At 67.4% G+C, this 15,831-nt stretch carries 16 protein-coding genes, 2 tRNA genes and 1 riboswitch; of the genes, 7 read left to right on the top strand and 11 right to left on the bottom strand.

Going from position 1 to position 15,831, the window contains the following annotated elements; all coding sequences use genetic code 11:
* Position 1: 1 nt before the first annotated feature.
* Together H7F16_RS00130 and H7F16_RS00125 are read right to left on the bottom strand one after the other, a co-directional pair.
* Entirely contained in the window at positions 2-493 is a 492-nt protein-coding gene (locus tag H7F16_RS00130) for a flavin reductase family protein (protein ID WP_185795532.1), read from the bottom strand.
* 19 nt (positions 494-512) lie between these two features.
* Positions 513-1,607, bottom strand: a complete 1,095-nt coding sequence (locus H7F16_RS00125; RefSeq protein ID WP_241741099.1) for an LLM class flavin-dependent oxidoreductase — start codon at positions 1,605-1,607, stop codon at positions 513-515.
* Positions 1,608-1,721: 114 nt separating this feature from the next.
* Here H7F16_RS00125 and H7F16_RS00120 point away from each other — a divergent pair, with 114 nt between their 5' ends.
* The 3 genes from H7F16_RS00120 (at position 1,722) to H7F16_RS00110 (ending at position 4,191) form a co-directional block, all read left to right on the top strand.
* Positions 1,722-2,276, top strand: a complete 555-nt coding sequence (locus tag H7F16_RS00120; protein ID WP_185795530.1) for a winged helix DNA-binding protein — start codon at positions 1,722-1,724, stop codon at positions 2,274-2,276.
* 66 nt (positions 2,277-2,342) lie between these two features.
* Positions 2,343-2,531: riboswitch (cobalamin riboswitch) on the top strand.
* Positions 2,532-2,575: 44 nt separating this feature from the next.
* On the top strand, positions 2,576-3,256 hold the full coding sequence (bluB, locus tag H7F16_RS00115; RefSeq protein WP_185795529.1) for a 5,6-dimethylbenzimidazole synthase: 681 nt from the start codon (positions 2,576-2,578) through the stop codon (positions 3,254-3,256).
* A gap of 95 nt (positions 3,257-3,351) precedes the next feature.
* A complete protein-coding gene (locus H7F16_RS00110; protein WP_185795528.1) occupies positions 3,352-4,191 on the top strand; it encodes a class I SAM-dependent methyltransferase in 840 nt (279 codons plus the stop codon).
* 74 nt (positions 4,192-4,265) lie between these two features.
* On the opposite strand, the gene H7F16_RS00105 is transcribed toward H7F16_RS00110, so the two are convergent.
* Complete coding sequence (locus tag H7F16_RS00105; RefSeq protein ID WP_185795527.1) at positions 4,266-4,577, bottom strand: phosphoribosyl-ATP diphosphatase; 312 nt, start codon at positions 4,575-4,577, stop codon at positions 4,266-4,268.
* Positions 4,574-5,335: an imidazole glycerol phosphate synthase subunit HisF gene (gene hisF / locus H7F16_RS00100; protein WP_185795526.1), complete on the bottom strand. Its 762-nt coding sequence runs from the start codon at positions 5,333-5,335 to the stop codon at positions 4,574-4,576. The genes H7F16_RS00105 and hisF overlap by 4 nt, the downstream gene beginning before the upstream one ends.
* 92 nt (positions 5,336-5,427) lie before the next feature.
* Between hisF and H7F16_RS00095 the strand changes: the two genes are divergently transcribed.
* On the top strand, positions 5,428-6,345 hold the full coding sequence (locus H7F16_RS00095) for an HNH endonuclease (RefSeq protein ID WP_185795525.1): 918 nt from the start codon (positions 5,428-5,430) through the stop codon (positions 6,343-6,345).
* A 70-nt stretch (positions 6,346-6,415) separates the two neighbouring features.
* Here H7F16_RS00095 and hisA read toward each other — a convergent pair whose 3' ends face one another.
* Positions 6,416-7,135 (bottom strand): 1-(5-phosphoribosyl)-5-[(5-phosphoribosylamino)methylideneamino]imidazole-4-carboxamide isomerase, encoded by a 720-nt coding sequence (gene hisA / locus H7F16_RS00090; RefSeq protein WP_185795524.1) that lies wholly within the window; start codon positions 7,133-7,135, stop codon positions 6,416-6,418.
* Between the two features lie 205 nt (positions 7,136-7,340).
* Here hisA and H7F16_RS00085 point away from each other — a divergent pair, with 205 nt between their 5' ends.
* Together H7F16_RS00085 and H7F16_RS00080 are read left to right on the top strand one after the other, a co-directional pair.
* Positions 7,341-7,736 (top strand): DUF2147 domain-containing protein, encoded by a 396-nt coding sequence (locus tag H7F16_RS00085; protein ID WP_185795523.1) that lies wholly within the window; start codon positions 7,341-7,343, stop codon positions 7,734-7,736.
* A 336-nt stretch (positions 7,737-8,072) separates the two neighbouring features.
* The gene (locus tag H7F16_RS00080; RefSeq protein ID WP_185795522.1) at positions 8,073-8,960 is read left to right on the top strand and encodes a DMT family transporter; all 888 of its coding nucleotides are present in this window, start codon (positions 8,073-8,075) and stop codon (positions 8,958-8,960) included.
* Here the strand turns inward: H7F16_RS00080 and hisH are convergent.
* The 5 genes from hisH to H7F16_RS00055 form a co-directional block, all read right to left on the bottom strand.
* Complete coding sequence (hisH, locus tag H7F16_RS00075) at positions 8,929-9,567, bottom strand: imidazole glycerol phosphate synthase subunit HisH (RefSeq protein ID WP_185795521.1); 639 nt, start codon at positions 9,565-9,567, stop codon at positions 8,929-8,931. The genes H7F16_RS00080 and hisH overlap by 32 nt on opposite strands.
* 94 nt (positions 9,568-9,661) lie before the next feature.
* Positions 9,662-10,249 carry an imidazoleglycerol-phosphate dehydratase HisB gene (hisB, locus tag H7F16_RS00070; protein ID WP_185795520.1) on the bottom strand — a complete coding sequence of 196 codons (588 nt, stop codon included), beginning with the start codon at positions 10,247-10,249 and terminating at the stop codon, positions 9,662-9,664.
* A gap of 99 nt (positions 10,250-10,348) precedes the next feature.
* A tRNA-Gly gene (locus H7F16_RS00065) sits at positions 10,349-10,423 on the bottom strand.
* Between the two features lie 195 nt (positions 10,424-10,618).
* Positions 10,619-11,248, bottom strand: a complete 630-nt coding sequence (locus tag H7F16_RS00060; RefSeq protein WP_185795519.1) for an FMN-binding negative transcriptional regulator — start codon at positions 11,246-11,248, stop codon at positions 10,619-10,621.
* 113 nt (positions 11,249-11,361) lie between these two features.
* Positions 11,362-11,436, bottom strand: a tRNA-Gly gene (locus tag H7F16_RS00055).
* Positions 11,437-11,578: 142 nt separating this feature from the next.
* Between H7F16_RS00055 and H7F16_RS00050 the strand changes: the two genes are divergently transcribed.
* Positions 11,579-12,097: a PhnA domain-containing protein gene (locus tag H7F16_RS00050; RefSeq protein WP_185795518.1), complete on the top strand. Its 519-nt coding sequence runs from the start codon at positions 11,579-11,581 to the stop codon at positions 12,095-12,097.
* Positions 12,098-12,322: 225 nt separating this feature from the next.
* Here the strand turns inward: H7F16_RS00050 and H7F16_RS00045 are convergent, their stop codons facing one another.
* Positions 12,323-15,766 (bottom strand): pyruvate carboxylase, encoded by a 3,444-nt coding sequence (locus H7F16_RS00045; RefSeq protein WP_185795517.1) that lies wholly within the window; start codon positions 15,764-15,766, stop codon positions 12,323-12,325.
* Positions 15,767-15,831 lie beyond the last annotated feature (65 nt).

Genomic DNA, 15,831 nt, shown 5'->3' with positions numbered 1-15,831 from the left:
GTCAGTCGGTGAGGGCGCGGTACTGGCCGTTCCAGTAGGTCAGCGCCCCGGCACCGGCCGTGGTGCGGATGGCGCGGACGCGACCGATGACGATGCTGTGGGTCGCGCGTTCGATCATCTCCTCGACGTTGCAGTCAAAGGCGGCGGGCGCGCCTTGCAGCAGACGCGCCCCTGTGACCGCGGTCTCCCATCCGGCCCCGTCATAGCGGGCGGGGCCCTTGATCCCGCCGAAGCCCGAGAACCGTTCGGCCACGGCCTGATGCGCGGCCCCGAGAGAGGACCAGCCGAAGCAGCCGTATTCGACGAGCAGAGGATGGCTCGAGGCGCTGCGGTTGACGCAGGCCAGAAGCAACGCGGGTTCGGCCGATAGCGATATGGCCGAGGTGACGACCAGTCCCGAAGCCTGTTCGCCCGCGCCGACCGTGATGACGCTGACATTGCCCACAAGGGCGCGCATCGCGTCGCGGAAGTCCTTGGCGGATGGTTCGGTCATGGTGTCACCCCGTGATCGGTCAGCGGATGCCGGCCTTGGCCAGACGCGGCAGGACTTCGTCGCGGAAGTAGGGGAATTCCTTGACGTAGTCCACGAAGGAGAGGGTCGTGCCGGCGAAGCCCGTCTCGTGCAGGCGGATCAGACCTGCGGCCACCTGATCGGGCGTGCCGATGAGGGGGAAGCCGCCGTGGCCAAGGGCAAAGCCGTAGCGGATCTGGGTCAGCAGGTCATGCGGGAACGAGAGGGCGTGGGCGAGTTGCAGGCGGATGAGGTTGTCGGTCGCCTCCCAGTCGGCGTTTTCGTCGACGATGTAGCGGACGTAATCCTGCGCCTCTTTCTCGGTCGGGCGGCAGACGACATGGCTGAAGGTCAGCACGCCGACCTTGCGGTTCTTGGCGGCGGCCTGCGCCTTGAGGGCCGCGATCTCGTCTTTGGAGCGCGCAAGGTCGATGGCGGGGGTGAAGAGGAAGTTCGCGTTGTCGGTGGCGAATTCGCGGCCCTGCGGCGAACCTGCGGCATTGATGACCGGAACCGAGCCGCGCATCGGGGCGGGGTCGCCCTTGAGGCCCTTGATCCCTTTGAAATATGTCTTGTCCCAGTCGAAATGCGTGTCGGAGGACCAGATCTTGCGGATCAGGTCATACCATTCCTGCGCATAGCCGTAGCGGGTTTCGTGGTCGTCGGGCAGGGTGAGGCCGAGGGCTTCGTATTCGGGCTTGTTCCAGCCCGCGACGATGTTCAGCCCCGCGCGGCCCTTGCCGATCTGGTCGATGGTGGCGATTTGCTTGGCGACGACGACCGGATGGTTGGCCGATGCGTGGATGGTGGCAAAGACGGTGATGTTCTTGGTCGAGGCCAGAAGGCCCGCCGCCCATGTCATGGTTTCGAGGACGCCGCCGTGGAAATCGGTCGGCCCGCCGTAGCCGATCCAGCGCGCGATGGGCAGCATGAAGTCGATCCCCGCCTCGTCCAGCATCTTGGCGAGTGTCAGGTTGTTGTCCCACGAGTTGACCCAGCGGTCGGCCGCCTGTGTGGGCGTCATGCCCGAGGAGCAGTTGGTCGAGAAGGTGCCCAAGCGGAAGCGGTCGCCCGAGAGCATCGGTGCGTCAGACATTTTTGCCATCCCTGTTGAATGTTGTAAGTATTTTATGTTTGAAACTCTATCTTAAAACCCCATTGCGTCAACAGGTTTGAGCGGGGATGGTGGCGACATCCGAGGAGGCCCCGCATGGCGCAGAAATCGCAGTCCGATCAAGCCGCTGGCAAGGAAACCGGTCTGGATTACCTTTGGCATCTCGCGCAGAGCGATGCCGAGGTGGACACGACGGAACTGGAATTCGCGCTGATGCGGGCCTTTGAGGGATTCGGGCGCTGGCAGTCGGAATGTCTGGCTTCGGTCTGCGATCTGGCGGCGACGGGGCCGGAGAATGCGCTGCTGCATATCATCCGCATGAACGACCGGCCCAAGACGATCAAGGATCTGGCGCGGCTGACCAATCGGGATGATGTGCCCAATATCCAGTATTCGCTGCGCAAGCTGCTGGGGGCGGGGCTGATCCTGCGCAAGGGGGCGGGGCGGTCGGGGGTGACCTATGAGGTGACCGAAGAAGGGCTGCGCGTGACCGAGGATTACGGCGCCTTGCGCCGGCGGTTGCTGATGACCGCGATCGAGAACCTGCCCGGTTTCGCGGGCCGTCTGGCCGAGGCGACGCGGACCTTGAACCTGTTGTCGGGCATCTACGAGGAAGTGGCGCGCACCGCGGCGACGCACCGTCGCGCCTAGGGGCCGCGCCGAGGGGGATGCCGGTTGCAGCGCGCGGGATGGCGGTTGCGGTGCGCGCGCGCCGTGCCTAGGGTGGGACGGTCTGGTGCCCGTGGCAGGTTTGCTGCGGGATAATCGGGAACGCGGTGCGATGCCGCGACGTGCCCAACGCTGTAAGGTGGATGGGGCTTGCAGATGCCACGGGCCGCAGGGTCGGGAAGGCGCAAGTTCCGCGCGAAGCCAAGTCAGAAGACCGGCCAGACGAAACAGGGCAGCCCGAAGGCCGGCGGGGTGCCCGTTTCGACGAAAGGGGATTCTACATGTCCACCCATGCCACTCCGGTCGCGGCCGGTGCCTTTTCCGACGAGGAACGGGCGGCGGTCTATCGCGCCATCTTCTCGCGCAGGGATGTGCGGTCGCAGTTCACCGCGCGCCCGGTCGGGGACGAGGTGCTGGGGCGGCTTTTGACGGCCGCGCATCATGCGCCTTCGGTCGGGTTCATGCAGCCGTGGAATTTCATCGTGGTGCGCAGTGCTGCGGTGAAGCGGCAGGTGCAAGGGGCCTTTGCGGCCGCCAATGCCGAGGCGGCGGCGATGTTTTCCGACGACCGCCGCCCGCTTTATTCGGCGCTGAAGCTGGAAGGCATTTTGCAGGCGCCCGTCAGCCTGTGCATCACCTGCGACCGCAATCGCGGCGGGCCGGTGGTTCTGGGGCGGACCCATGCGCCGGAGATGGACCTGTATTCCACGGTCTGCGCGGTGCAGAACCTGTGGCTGGCCGCGCGGGCCGAGGGGATCGGCGTGGGATGGGTGAGCATTTTCCGCGAGGGCGATCTGCGCGACATTCTGGGCCTGCCCGAGGGGGTGGTGCCGGTGGCGTGGCTGTGTCTGGGCTATGTCGATGCGCTTTACGACCGGCCCGAGCTTGAGGCGAAGGGCTGGGCCAAGCGCCTGCCGCTGGAGGGGCTGGTCTTTCGTGACGGCTGGGGGCAGCGGGGGTAGCCCCCCACGCCGTGCGGGGCGGGTGGGTCAGGGCAGACTCGCCCGACCGGTCGGTTTCTGCTAGGCTGGGCTTGTGCCGACCAAGGGAGGTGCCGATGGGTGATGCGAGCGAACGCGCGGTTGCGGAGCATTACGGGGGCGGCGATTTGCGGGAGCGCATCTTCGATGCGATCCGCCGCGCGGGGCTGGATGCGGACAGGCTGGAGCCTGCCGATCTGGCGCCGGTCGACGAATTCCACATGGGCGGGCGGATGGCGACGGCCGATATCGTGGCGCGCGCGGGGCTGTCTGCCGAGGACCGCGTGCTGGACATCGGCTGCGGTCTGGGCGGGCTGGTGCGCTATCTGGCCAGCGAGACGGGCTGCCGTGTGACGGGGCTTGACCTGACGCCGGAATATGTGGCGCTGGCGCGCGAGTTCACCGAAAGGACGGGCCTGTCGGGCAGGGCCGATTTCGTGCTGGGCAGTGCGCTGGCGCTGCCCTTTGACGATGGCGCGTTTTCCGCGGCGCTGACCTTTCATGTCGGCATGAACATCGCCGACCGCGCGACGAAATACCGCGAGGCGTTCCGCGTGCTGCAAAAGGGGGGCACGCTGGTGATCTATGACGTGCTGAAAGGCCGCGAGGCGGGGATGCGCTTTCCCGTGCCCTGGGCCGATACGCCCGCGACGAGCCATCTGGTCACGGCCGAGGCGTTGCGCGCGTTGCTGGCGGCGGCGGGGTTCACGGTTCTGGTCGAACAGGACCGCACGCCCATCGTGTTGCAGCACCACCGCGCCAGAGTGGCAGAGCTTTCGTCGGGGGGGACGCCGTCGCCGCTTGGGCTGCACTTGTTGCAGGGCAGCACGGCCAAGGAGAAGTCGCAGAACATGATCGCGATGGCCGAGGCGGGGCAGATCGCGCTGGGGCTGGTGATCGCACGCAAGGCCGCCTGAGGCGGGCGGGCGTAGGCGGTCGCGGGCGGGCAGAGGCGGGGCGGTCGCGGGCGGAGGCGGGGCGGCGGGCGAATTCAGCCGCGTCCGGCCTTTTCCGCGATGCCCGACACGCCCTCGCGGCGGTCGAGTTCGGCCAGCACCTCGGCCAGTGTCACGTCGCGGGCGGCGAGCATGACGAGAAGGTGGTAAAGGACATCCGCCGCTTCGCTGGTCAGGCGGGCGCGGTCGCCCTTGACCGCTTCGATGATGGCTTCGACGGCCTCTTCGCCGAATTTCTCGGCGCATTTCTCGGGGCCTTTGGCCAGAAGCTTGGCGGTCCAGCTGCTTTCGGGATCGGCGCCCTTGCGGGCGGCGATGGTCGCGGCGAGGCGGTCGAGCGTGGTCATGAAAGCCTCATCGGGATGCCGGCGGCGGCCATGTGGGCCTTGGCCTGCCCAATGGTGAAGGTGCCGAAATGGAAGATCGAGGCGGCGAGGACGGCAGAGGCGCCGCCTTGGGTCACGCCCTCGACGAGGTGGTCGAGCGTGCCGACGCCGCCCGATGCGATGACGGGAACGGGGACGGCATCGGAGATGGCGCGGGTGAGGGGCAGGTTGTAGCCGCCCTTGGTGCCGTCGCGGTCCATCGAGGTGAGCAGGATTTCCCCCGCCCCCTTGGCGGCGACGGTGCGGGCGAATTCAACCGCGTCGATGCCCGTGGCCTTGCGCCCGCCGTGGGTGAAGATTTCCCATTTGCCCGGCGCGACGGTCTTGGCGTCGATGGCGACGACGATGCATTGCGAGCCGAACCGGTCGGCGCTGCGGGCCACCACGTCGGGGTCGGCCACGGCGGCAGAGTTGAACGAGACCTTGTCGGCCCCTGCCAGCAGCAGGGCGCGCACATCCTCGGGGGTGCGGACGCCGCCGCCGACGGTGAGCGGCATGAAGCATTGCTCGGCGGTGCGGGTGACGAGGTCGAACATCGTGCCACGGTTTTCATGCGTGGCGTGGATGTCGAGGAAGCACAGCTCGTCCGCCCCCGCCGCGTCATAGGCGCGGGCCGCTTCGACCGGATCGCCCGCATCGCGCAGATCGACGAAATTCACGCCCTTGACCACGCGGCCATCGGCGACATCGAGACAGGGGATGAGACGGATCTTGAGCATGGGGACTGAATGCCGCGCGGGGGGGCGAAAGGCAAGGGGGCAGGCCATGAAAGGGCTTGCCAATCAGGGCCGGGGCGCGGTTTCCTGGGCCTATGGTGAAACTGGTTCTCTTGCACAAGGCAGGCTCGATCTACGAGGACGAGCCGGATCGCGTCTATGATTTCCCGCGCGCCTACCTGAAGGCGGTTCGGGAGGCGGTGGGGGATTGGGTCGTCTATTACGAGCCGGTCAAGGCGGGACCGCGCGGCTATTTCGCGGTGGCAAAGATCGCGCAGGTGATCCCCAAGCCACGGGTCGAGGGCCGGTTTCTGGCCTTGATCGAGGCGGGCAGCTTTCTGCCCTTTGACCACGAGGTGCCGCGACTGGTCGGGGGGCGGGCATGGGAAGCCGGTCTGATGACGCAAACGGGGCAGGTCAAGAAGGGCGGGGCGCAGCAACTTGCGGTGCGCAGGCTGCCCGAGGCGGAATTCGCAGCCATCGTCGGGGCCGGTCTGCCGGTGGACCTGCCCGAGCGCGAGGCGCGGCGGTATTCCGCGACCGGAGAGATCGACGAGGGGGCGGCCCCTTTCGAGCGGCCGCTGATCGAACGGCTGACCAGCCGCGCCTATCGCGACATCGCCTTTCGCCGCAAGGTGCGCGAGGCCTATGACTATCGCTGCGCCATATCGGGACTGCGGTTGCGCAATGGCGGGGGGCGGCCCGAGGTGCAGGCCGCGCATATCCGCCCTGTCGAGCATCGGGGAAGCGACTCGGTCAGGAACGGTCTGGCCTTGTCGGGGACGCTGCATTGGATGTTCGACCGCGGGCTATTGTCGGTTGCCGAGGATTGGACGGTGCTTGTCTCGCGCAACAAGGTGCCGGGCGAGGTTGTCGACCGTTTGATCCTGCCCGGGGGCAAGTTGTGGCGACCGAAGGACGAGCGCGACTGGCCGCATCCGGAAAACCTGCGCTGGCACCGCGAGAACGTCTTCGGCCAGCGTCTGCTTGACGGGCCGACGCCCTGGAATTGAGGGCCTTGCGCGTTGCGCCGTGCGTTTTGCGCGTTGCGACTTGCCGGCTGTCGCGGGGGTCGGGTCTGCCTTAGCCCCTGAGCGCCGCGATGGCCGCCGCGAGGTCGATCGCGCCGTCATAGAGGGCGCGGCCCGAGATGGCGCCTGCGATGATGCCGGTGTCGCGCAATGCGACGAGGTCTTCCATGCGGGACACGCCGCCGGATGCGATCACGGGGATGGTGACGGCGCGGGCGAGGGCCTCGGTCGCCTCGATGTTCGGGCCTTGCATCGCGCCGTCGCGGTCGATGTCGGTGTAGATGATGGCGGCGACACCCGCGTCCTCGAAGCTGCGGGCGAGGTCGGTTGCCTGAACGGTGGTTTCGGTGGCCCATCCCTTGGTGGCAACGAAACCGCGGCGGGCGTCGATGCCGACGGCGACCTGTCCGGGGAAGCTGCGGGCGGCCTCGCGCACGAGGTCGGGGTTTTCCACGGCGACGGTGCCGAGGATGACGCGGGAGAGGCCCTTTTCCAGCCACATGGCGATGGTTGCCATGTCGCGGATGCCGCCGCCGAGCTGGGTGGGCACGCTGACGGATTTCAGGATCGCCTCGACTGCCGCGCCGTTGACGGGGGTTCCGGCGAAAGCGCCGTTGAGGTCGACGAGGTGGAGCCACTGGCAGCCCGCCGCTTCGAATTTCAGCGCCTGTGCGGCGGGATCGTCACCGAAGACGGTGGCGGCGGACATCTCGCCGCGCAGGAGGCGGACGCATTGGCCGTCTTTGAGGTCGATGGCGGGGTAAAGGATCATGGCCGCGGTCCGTTCTGCTGTGATGCGCGGTGCTTTGCCACGGGGAAACGGGCCTCGCAAGGGCGGAACGCCGCCGCAGGGCGGGGCGGGGCTTGCGGGGTGGGGCCGGGTGGTCGGGGCTTGCGGGTTGGGGCCGAGTGGTCGGGGCTTGATCGTGCGGGCGGTTCGGGCAGAGTTGGCGCAGGGATTTGGCAGGAGGGCGGCGATGCGGGTTCTGGGTGCGGGAATTGCGGTCTGGCTGATGGCGGGGGCGGCCTATGCCACCGATCCGGTCGAGGGGGTCTGGCAGACCATTCCCGACGACAACGGGCATTACGGGCATATCGAGGTGAAGCCCTGCGGGGCGGCGTTCTGTGGCGTGCTGGTCAGGGCCTTTGACGAGACGGGGGCCGCAATCGATGACGCGCCCGAGATCGGCAAGCAGATCATCTGGGACATGGTGGCCGAGGGCGGCGGCTTCTATGACGGCGGCAAGGTCTGGTCGCCGGATCGCGACAAGGTCTATGCCTCGAAGATGACGCTGACGGGGGACAGTCTGGCGGTCGAGGGCTGCGTGCTGTTCATCTGCCGCGATGGCGGGACCTGGACACGGGTGAAATAGCGGCTGCCGCCGCGCCTGCCGCAGGCGCGGGGCGGCGGGTCTGCGAGGTGGCGCGCTTGGCGGGCCGGGCGGGGGGCTGTCTGCCCCCCGCGGCTCGCAGGCGAGCCGCCCCCCCCCGAGAGTATTTGGGCAAGGATGAAGGCGGGGGGCGCGCTGCGCGGCAGGCCGGGGCTGCGCGCTGGGGGCGTGAGGCTGGGGGCGTAGGGTTGCAAAGCGGCAGGTTTCGGGTCGCGCTTGCGGTGCGGGGCTGGCAGAAGGCGGGGACAGACGGCGGGGGCAGGCGGCGGCGGCAGGCGGCCGGGTGGACGCGGTGATCCGCAACAGGGGGAGACGCCTATGGCGCGGGTGGATTGGCTGCGGCTGGGGCTTTTGTCGCTGCTTTGGGGCGGGTCGTTCTTTTTCGTCGAGATCGCGCTGGCGGGATTGCCGCCCTTGGCCATCGTCTGGCTGCGGGTGGTCATGGGGGCGCTGGGGCTGGCGGGGGTCATCCGTGTCTCGGGGCAGGGCCTGCCGCGGGGGCGGGCGGTCTGGGCGGCGCTGGCGGGGATGGGGGTGCTGAACAACGCCATTCCCTTTACGCTTTTCGCGCTGGCGCAGGGGCAGATCAGCGGGGGGCTGGCTGCGATATTGAACGCGACCACGCCTTTGTTCACGCTGGTCGCCCTGCATCTGTTCACCACGGATGACCGGATCACGCCGGCGCGGCTGTTCGGGCTGGTGGCGGGCCTTGCGGGCGTGGCCGTGATGATGTGGGGGCGGGGGCTGGATGGCACGCTTTGGGCCAAGATCGCCTGTCTGGGGGCGGCCTGCTCATACGGGGTGGCGGGGGTCTGGGCGCGGCGGTTCAAGCGGCTGGGGGTCGGGCCGATGCAGGTGGCCTTCGGGCAATGCGCCAGTGCGGCGGTGGTGGTCTTGCCGGTGATGCTGGCCTTTGCGGTGCCGTTTCCCCTGCCGGAGGCGAAGGTCTGGGCCGCGATGGCGGGGTTGGGGCTTTTGTCGACGGTGCTGGCCTATGTGCTGTTCTTCGGCATCCTCGCCTCGGCCGGGGCGATGCGGCTGTCGCTGGTGACGTTCCTTATTCCGGTCAGTGCGACGGGACTGGGCATTGCCTTTCTGGGGCAGATGCCCGAGCCGCGCCATCTGGCGGGATTTGCGCTGATCGCCCTGGGGCTGGTGGCGGTGGGGCGGAAGCCTAGGGCCGCCAGCCGAGGAAATTGGCGATGAGGCGCAGGCCGAGGGTCTGGCTTTTCTCGGGGTGGAACTGGGTGCCGATGATATTGTCGCGCCCGACGATCGCGGTGATGGGGCCTGCGTAATCGGCGTGGGCCAGAAGGTGGGCGGGGTCGGCCACCTTGAAGTGGTAGGAATGCACGAAATAGGCGTGGTCGCCCGTGGCGATGCCGGCAAGCACGGGGTGGGGGCGGTCGATCACCAGATCGTTCCAGCCCATATGCGGCACCTTTAGCGCAGGGTCGGCGGGGGTGATGCGGACGACCTCGCCCCCGATCCAGCCGAACCCTGCGGTGTCTTCGTATTCGCGGCCCCATGTGGCGAGCATCTGCATGCCCACACAGATGCCGAGGAAGGGTTTGCCTGCGGTGACGCCTTGGGAAATCGCGTCGAACAGCCCGCCATAATTGCCCAGCGCCTTGCGGCAGGCGGGAAAGGCGCCGTCGCCGGGAAGGACGATGCGGTCGGCCTTGGCCACCAGGTCGGGGTCGGAGGTGACGCGGACATCGCCCGCGCCGGTTTCGGCGGCCATGCGCTGGAAGGCTTTCTCGGCCGAGTGGAGGTTGCCGCTGTCGTAATCGACGAGGACGGTCAGGGGCATGGCGCTACGGGTCCGGCTGGTGGCAGGGATCGCGGGAGATCCGTGCAGATTTCTTCGGAGAAACAGGCCTGCGCGGGGGCGCGCAGGCGCGGGGTCAGAGCGCGCCCTTGGTCGAGGGCAGCACGCCTGCCATGCGCGGGTCGGGTTCGACCGCCTGACGCAGGGCGCGGGCCACCGATTTGTAGGCGGCCTCTGCGATGTGGTGGCTGTTCACCCCGTGAACCAGATCGACATGCAGCGTGATGCCGCCGTGGGTCGCCAGCGCCTGGAAGAATTCGCGCACCAGTTCGGTATCGAAACTGCCGATCTTCTGCGTCGGGAAGGCCACGTTCCAGACGAGGAAGGGCCGCGCCGAAAGGTCAAGCGCCGAGGCCACCTGCGCATCGTCCATCGCGAGGTTGAAGTGGCCGTAGCGGCGGATGCCCTTTTTGTCGCCGAGTGCCTTTACCAGCGCCTGTCCCAGCGCGATGCCGCAATCCTCGACCGTGTGGTGGTCGTCGATGTGCAGATCGCCATCGGCTTTCACCGTGATGTCGATGAGCGAGTGGCGGGCGAGCTGGTCCAGCATGTGGTCGAAGAAGCCGACGCCGGTGTGGTTGTCGTAGGCGCCCGTGCCGTCGAGGTTGACGGTGACGGCGATTTCGGTTTCGGCGGTCGTGCGGTGGATTTCGGCGGTACGCATGCGGCGCTCCTGTCTGACGGGGGCGTTATAGGCGCGGGGGGCGGTGTTGGGAAGGGGGCGGAAATGACGAAGGGCGCCCGAAGGCGCCCTTTGGTCGATTGGAGCGGGCGATGAGATTCGAACTCACGACCCTAACCTTGGCAAGGTTATGCTCTACCCCTGAGCTACGCCCGCACTCCGTGGGGCGGGTGATAGTGCGAGAGCGGGCGGGGTGCAAGGGGAAATTTGCGCGCCGCCGCGCAGAGGACGCTGTGGGTGATCCGGCGGCGAATCCGGCGCGGGAACTGGCGGGGCGGGCGGGCCGCAGTGGCGGGGCGGCGAGATTTTTCTGCGGGAAATCAGCGCTGTGGCAGGCGGTGTCGGGGCGGGTCAGCCCTTGCGCGTGCGGGCCTTGGCCATCTTGTCCGCGATGTCGTTCCGGCCCTGGCGGCGCAGCCCCTCGACCGCGCCGTGCAGGTCGCGGTCGTCGCGGTTCTGGCCGAGTTTCGATTTCGCAAGCGTCTGCGCGACCGTGATGCGGAAGGCGACAATGTTTTCCAGCATCGTCTCCATGTAGTCGGGCGGCGCATCGGCCATGCGCCATGCGTCCGCGCCGTTCACGCGGCGTTCGTGCAGACGGGTGAGCAGGCCGACGGCGGCGCGTTTGCTGTGGCTGTCGTGCTGGAAGGCGATGCGGCCCGCCATATGCACGGCCTGATAGTTCCATGTCGGCACGTGGCGGTGATGCTCGGCCTTGGAGGGGTAGGTGTTGGGCGAGATATAGGCGTCTTCGGCGCGGAAGATCGCCAGCACCTCGGCCCCGTCGGGGATCAGGCGGTGCAGGTCGTTGGCAAGCGCCACGTGGCCGACCAGCGTGCCATCGGGGGCGGCAAGCAGGGGGATGTGGTTGGCGATCAGCCCGAGGGGTGTCTGGGCCACGAGGCAGGCGAGAGGAAAGGCCGCGATGACGGCGGCGATCTCGGTCGGGTCGATCTCGTGGAAATGGGGCGGGACATACATGGCGCGGCCTTGGCTTCGGTGCGGCAGAGAGTGGCGCGGATCGGGGCGGAAGGAAAGCGGGGGGGCGCAATGCGAAACGGCCACCCGGGGGGGTGGCCGCTTGGCTGGTCCATTGGAGCGGGCGATGAGATTCGAACTCACGACCCTAACCTTGGCAAGGTTATGCTCTACCCCTGAGCTACGCCCGCACCGTCTGGACGAGGGGGGATGTATAAAAGAGGCGCGCGCACCGCAAGGGGGGAAAAGCGGCTTTGGCGAAAAATCGCGGCGGCTTTGTCTTTTCCCTGCGGGGGGCGTAGGGGGAGGGGGAGTTTGTCGAAAGGTGACGGAATGGACGGGGAACTGATCGCGCGGTCGGGCGGGGTTTGCGAATTCTGCGGCGTGGCCGAGGGGCTGGAAGCGGTCGATGTGCCGCCTGCGGGCGAGGTGGCGCTTTGCGCGGCCTGTCGCGGCGACGAAACCGTGGGGGAAAGCCACTGGCGCTGCCTCGAGGGCGCGGCTTGGTCGGGGGTGCCTGCGGTGCAACTGGCCGTCTGGCGCAAGCTTGGCACGCTGGATGCCGATTGGGCCGCCGAGGCGCGGGCGGGGATGATGCTGTCGGACGAGGTGCAGGGCTGGACCGAGGCTGCGGCGGGCGTGGTCCACAAGGACAGCAACGGCGCGGTTCTGGCGCAGGGCGATACGGTGGTGCTGATCAAGGACCTTGTGGTCAAGGGCGCGAATTTCACCGCCAAGCGCGGCACGGCGGTGCGCGGGATCGCGTTGGTGTCCGACAATGCGGCGCAGATCGAGGGTCGTGTCGAAGGGCAGCGGATCGTGATTCTGACCGAGTTCGTCAAGAAGCGGTAGGGGCCGCCCGCAAAACCCCTGCGGGGATGTTCTTGCCTCTCTGGACGCAATTCGCGCGGGGCGCTGCTTTCATGCTCGTCCAAATATCCTCGGGGGGAGAAGGGGCGCGGCACGCGGCCCTTCGTGGGGGGCAGACAGCCCCCCGGCGTTCCGGTTGCAGCATGCCAAACTGCCCGCCGTGGGGCGGGCCGTCAGGTGGTGGCGTGCATAAGGGTCAGGGCAAGGTCATTCCAGTTCGACGAGCAGGTCCTTGGCCTCGATCTGGCTGCCGGGATGGACGTGCAGCGCCTTGACGGTCGCCTCGCGGTCGGCGTGGAGGCCGGTTTCCATCTTCATCGCCTCGATGGTCAAAAGCAGGTCGCCCGCGCGGACCTTCTGGCCGACCGAGACGGCCACGGATGCGATGGAGCCGGGCATGGGCGCGCCGACATGGGCGGGGTTGCCCTCGGCCGCCTTGGGCTTGACTGCGGCCTTGGCCTTGATGGCGCGGTTCGGCACGCGGATCACGCGGGGCTGGCCGTTGAGTTCGAAGAACACCTTGACGTCGCCGTCCTCGGTCGTCTCGCCCACGGCTTGCAGGCGGATGACGAGCTGCTTGCCGGGGTCGATTTCGGGGGTGATCTCTTCGCCCGGTTCCATGCCGTAGAAGAAGGTCTTGGTCGGCAGGGCGCGGACGGGGCCGTAAAGGCGGTGGCGGCCCATGTAGTCGAGGAACACCTTGGGATACATGAGGTAGCCGTTCAGGTCCTCGTCATCCACGGTGTAGCCGTTGAGTTCGGCCGAGAGCTTGGCGCGGGTTTCCTCGAGATCGACGGGGGGCAGGGTCTTGCCGGGGCGGTCGGTGAGGGGCGTGTCGCCCTTGAGCACCTTTTTCTGGATGCCCGCGGGCCAGCCGCCGTGGGGATGGCCGAGATTGCCCTTCATCATGTCGACGACCGAGTCGGGGAAGGCCACATCGGTGGCGGGGTCTTCGACCTGCGCGCGGGTCAGGCCCTGTGCCACCATCATCAGCGCCATGTCGCCCACGACTTTCGACGAGGGCGTGACCTTGACGATGTCGCCGAACATCTGGTTGGCGTCGGCATAGGCCTGTGCCACTTCGGGCCAACGCTCTTCGAGACCGAGCGAGCGGGCCTGCGCCTTGAGGTTGGTGAACTGGCCGCCGGGCATTTCGTGCAGGTAGACTTCGGACGCGGGGGCGGGCAGGCCGGATTCGAAGGCGAGATACTGGCGGCGCACGGCCTCCCAGTAGTTCGAGATGTCGCGGATGGCGGCGATGTCGAGGCCGGTGTCGCGGTCGGTATGGCGGAGCGCCTCGACGATGGAGCCGAGGCAGGGCTGCGAGGTGCCGCCCGAGAAGGCGTCCATCGCGGCATCCACGGCGTCGACGCCCGCGTCGCAGGCGGCAAGGATGGTGGCCGCACCCGCGCCCGAGGTGTCATGGGTGTGGAAGTGGATCGGCAGGCCGACTTCCTGCTTGAGCGTCTTGACCAGAAGCCGCGCGCCTGCGGGTTTCAGCAGGCCCGCCATGTCCTTGAGGCCGAGGACATGCGCGCCTGCGGCCTTCAGCTCTTTGGCGCGGTCGACGTAATATTTCAGGTCGTATTTGGCGCGGGCGGGGTCGAGGATGTCACCGGTGTAGCAGATCGTGCCTTCGCAGACCTTGTTCGCCTCGATCACAGCATCCATCGCGACGCGCATGTTCTCGACCCAGTTCAGGCTGTCGAAGACGCGGAACACATCGACGCCGGTGGTCGCGGCCTGTTTGACGAAGGCCTTGACCACGTTGTCGGGGTAATTGGTGTAGCCCACCCCGTTCGAGGCGCGCAGCAGCATCTGGGTCATGACATTGGGCATGGCCGCGCGCAGGTCGCGCAGGCGTTGCCACGGGCATTCCTGCAAGAAGCGATAGGCGACGTCAAACGTCGCCCCGCCCCAGCATTCGACCGAGAACAGTTGCGGCAGGTTGGCGGCATAGGCGGGTGCCACGCGGATCATGTCGACCGAGCGCATGCGCGTCGCCAGCAGCGACTGGTGGCCGTCGCGCATGGTGGTGTCGGTCAGCAGGACCTTTTTCTGTGCCTTCATCCAGTCGGCGACGGCCTGCGGGCCTTTTTGTTCGAGAAGGTTGCGCGTGCCTGTGCCGGGCTGTTCGGTCAGCAGTTTCGGCGGTTTGGGCGGGCGCGCCTCGGCCGGCGGTTTCGGGCGGCCTGCGGTTTCGGGGTGACCGTTCACCGTGATGTCGGCGATGTAGGTCAGGATCTTGGTGGCGCGGTCGCGGCGCTTTTTGAACACGAAAAGGTCGGGCGTCGTGTCGATGAACTTGGTGGTGTAGGTGTCATCGAGGAACGTCGGGTGCTTGAGCAGGTTGATGACGAAATCGATGTTCGTCGCCACCCCGCGGATGCGGAATTCGCGCAGGGCGCGGTCCATGCGGGCGATGGCCTTTTCGGGCGTCTGGGCGTGGGCGGTGACCTTTACCAGAAGCGAATCGTAATAGCGGGTGATGACGCCGCCCGCATAGGCCGTGCCGCCATCGAGGCGGATGCCGTTGCCCGTGGCCGAACGATAGGCGGTGAGGCGGCCATAGTCGGGGATGAAGTTGTTGAGCGGGTCCTCGGTCGTCACGCGGCATTGCAGGGCGTGGCCGTTGAGTTGCACGCCGTCCTGGCTGGCGATGCCGGTGGCTTCGGCCAGCGTCTTGCCCTCTTCGATCAGGATCTGGGCCTGCACGATGTCGATGCCGGTCACCTCTTCGGTGACGGTGTGTTCGACCTGCACGCGGGGGTTCACCTCGATGAAGTAGAACTTGCCCGAATCCATATCCATCAGGAATTCGACGGTGCCGGCGCATTCGTAATTCACATGGGCGCAGATGCGGCGGCCCATTTCGCAGACCTCGGCCCGCTGTTCGGGGGTGAGGTAGGGGGCGGGGGCGCGTTCGACGACCTTCTGGTTGCGGCGCTGCACGGTGCAGTCGCGTTCCCACAGGTGGTAGATGTTGCCGTGCTTGTCGCCGAGGATCTGCACCTCGACGTGGCGGGCGCGCTGGATCATCTTTTCCAGATAGCCCTCGCCGTTGCCGAAGGCGGCCTCGGCCTCGCGCCGGCCTTCGCGGACCTTGGCCTCGAGTTCGGATTCCGACAGGATCGGGCGCATGCCGCGACCGCCGCCGCCCCATGACGCTTTCAGCATCAGCGGGTAGCCGACTTCGGCGGCCTGTTTCTTGATGAGCGCCATGTCGTCGCCCAGAACTTCGGTCGCGGGGATGACGGGCACGCCCGCCTCCATCGCCACGCGGCGGGCCGAGGCCTTGTCACCGAGGGCGCGCATGGTTTCGGCGCGGGGGCCGATGAAGGTGATGCCCGCGTTGTCGCAAGCTTCGACGAAATCGGGGTTTTCGGAAAGGAGGCCGTAGCCGGGGTGGATGGCGTCGGCCCCGGCCATCTTGGCCACGCGGATGATTTCGGGGATGGAGAGGTAGGCGCCCACGGGCGAGAGCCCCTCGCCGATGCGGTAGGCCTCGTCCGCCTTGAAGCGGTGCAGCGACAGCTTGTCCTCTTCCGCGAAGACGGCGACGGTCTTCTTGCCCATCTCGTTCGCGGCACGCATGACACGGATGGCGATCTCGCCGCGGTTGGCGACAAGGATCTTGCGGAATTCGGGCATGGGCATGTCCTTTGGCGGATTGGCAACGGAAATTGCAGGGCACTCTATTGTTGCTGCAGCGCAGC

The organism is Paragemmobacter straminiformis (assembly GCF_014243445.1).
GTDB classification, from domain to species: domain Bacteria; phylum Pseudomonadota; class Alphaproteobacteria; order Rhodobacterales; family Rhodobacteraceae; genus Paragemmobacter; species Paragemmobacter straminiformis.
Note: the sequence above shows the minus strand (reverse complement) of the source record. Positions and strands in the feature narration are given on the sequence as shown.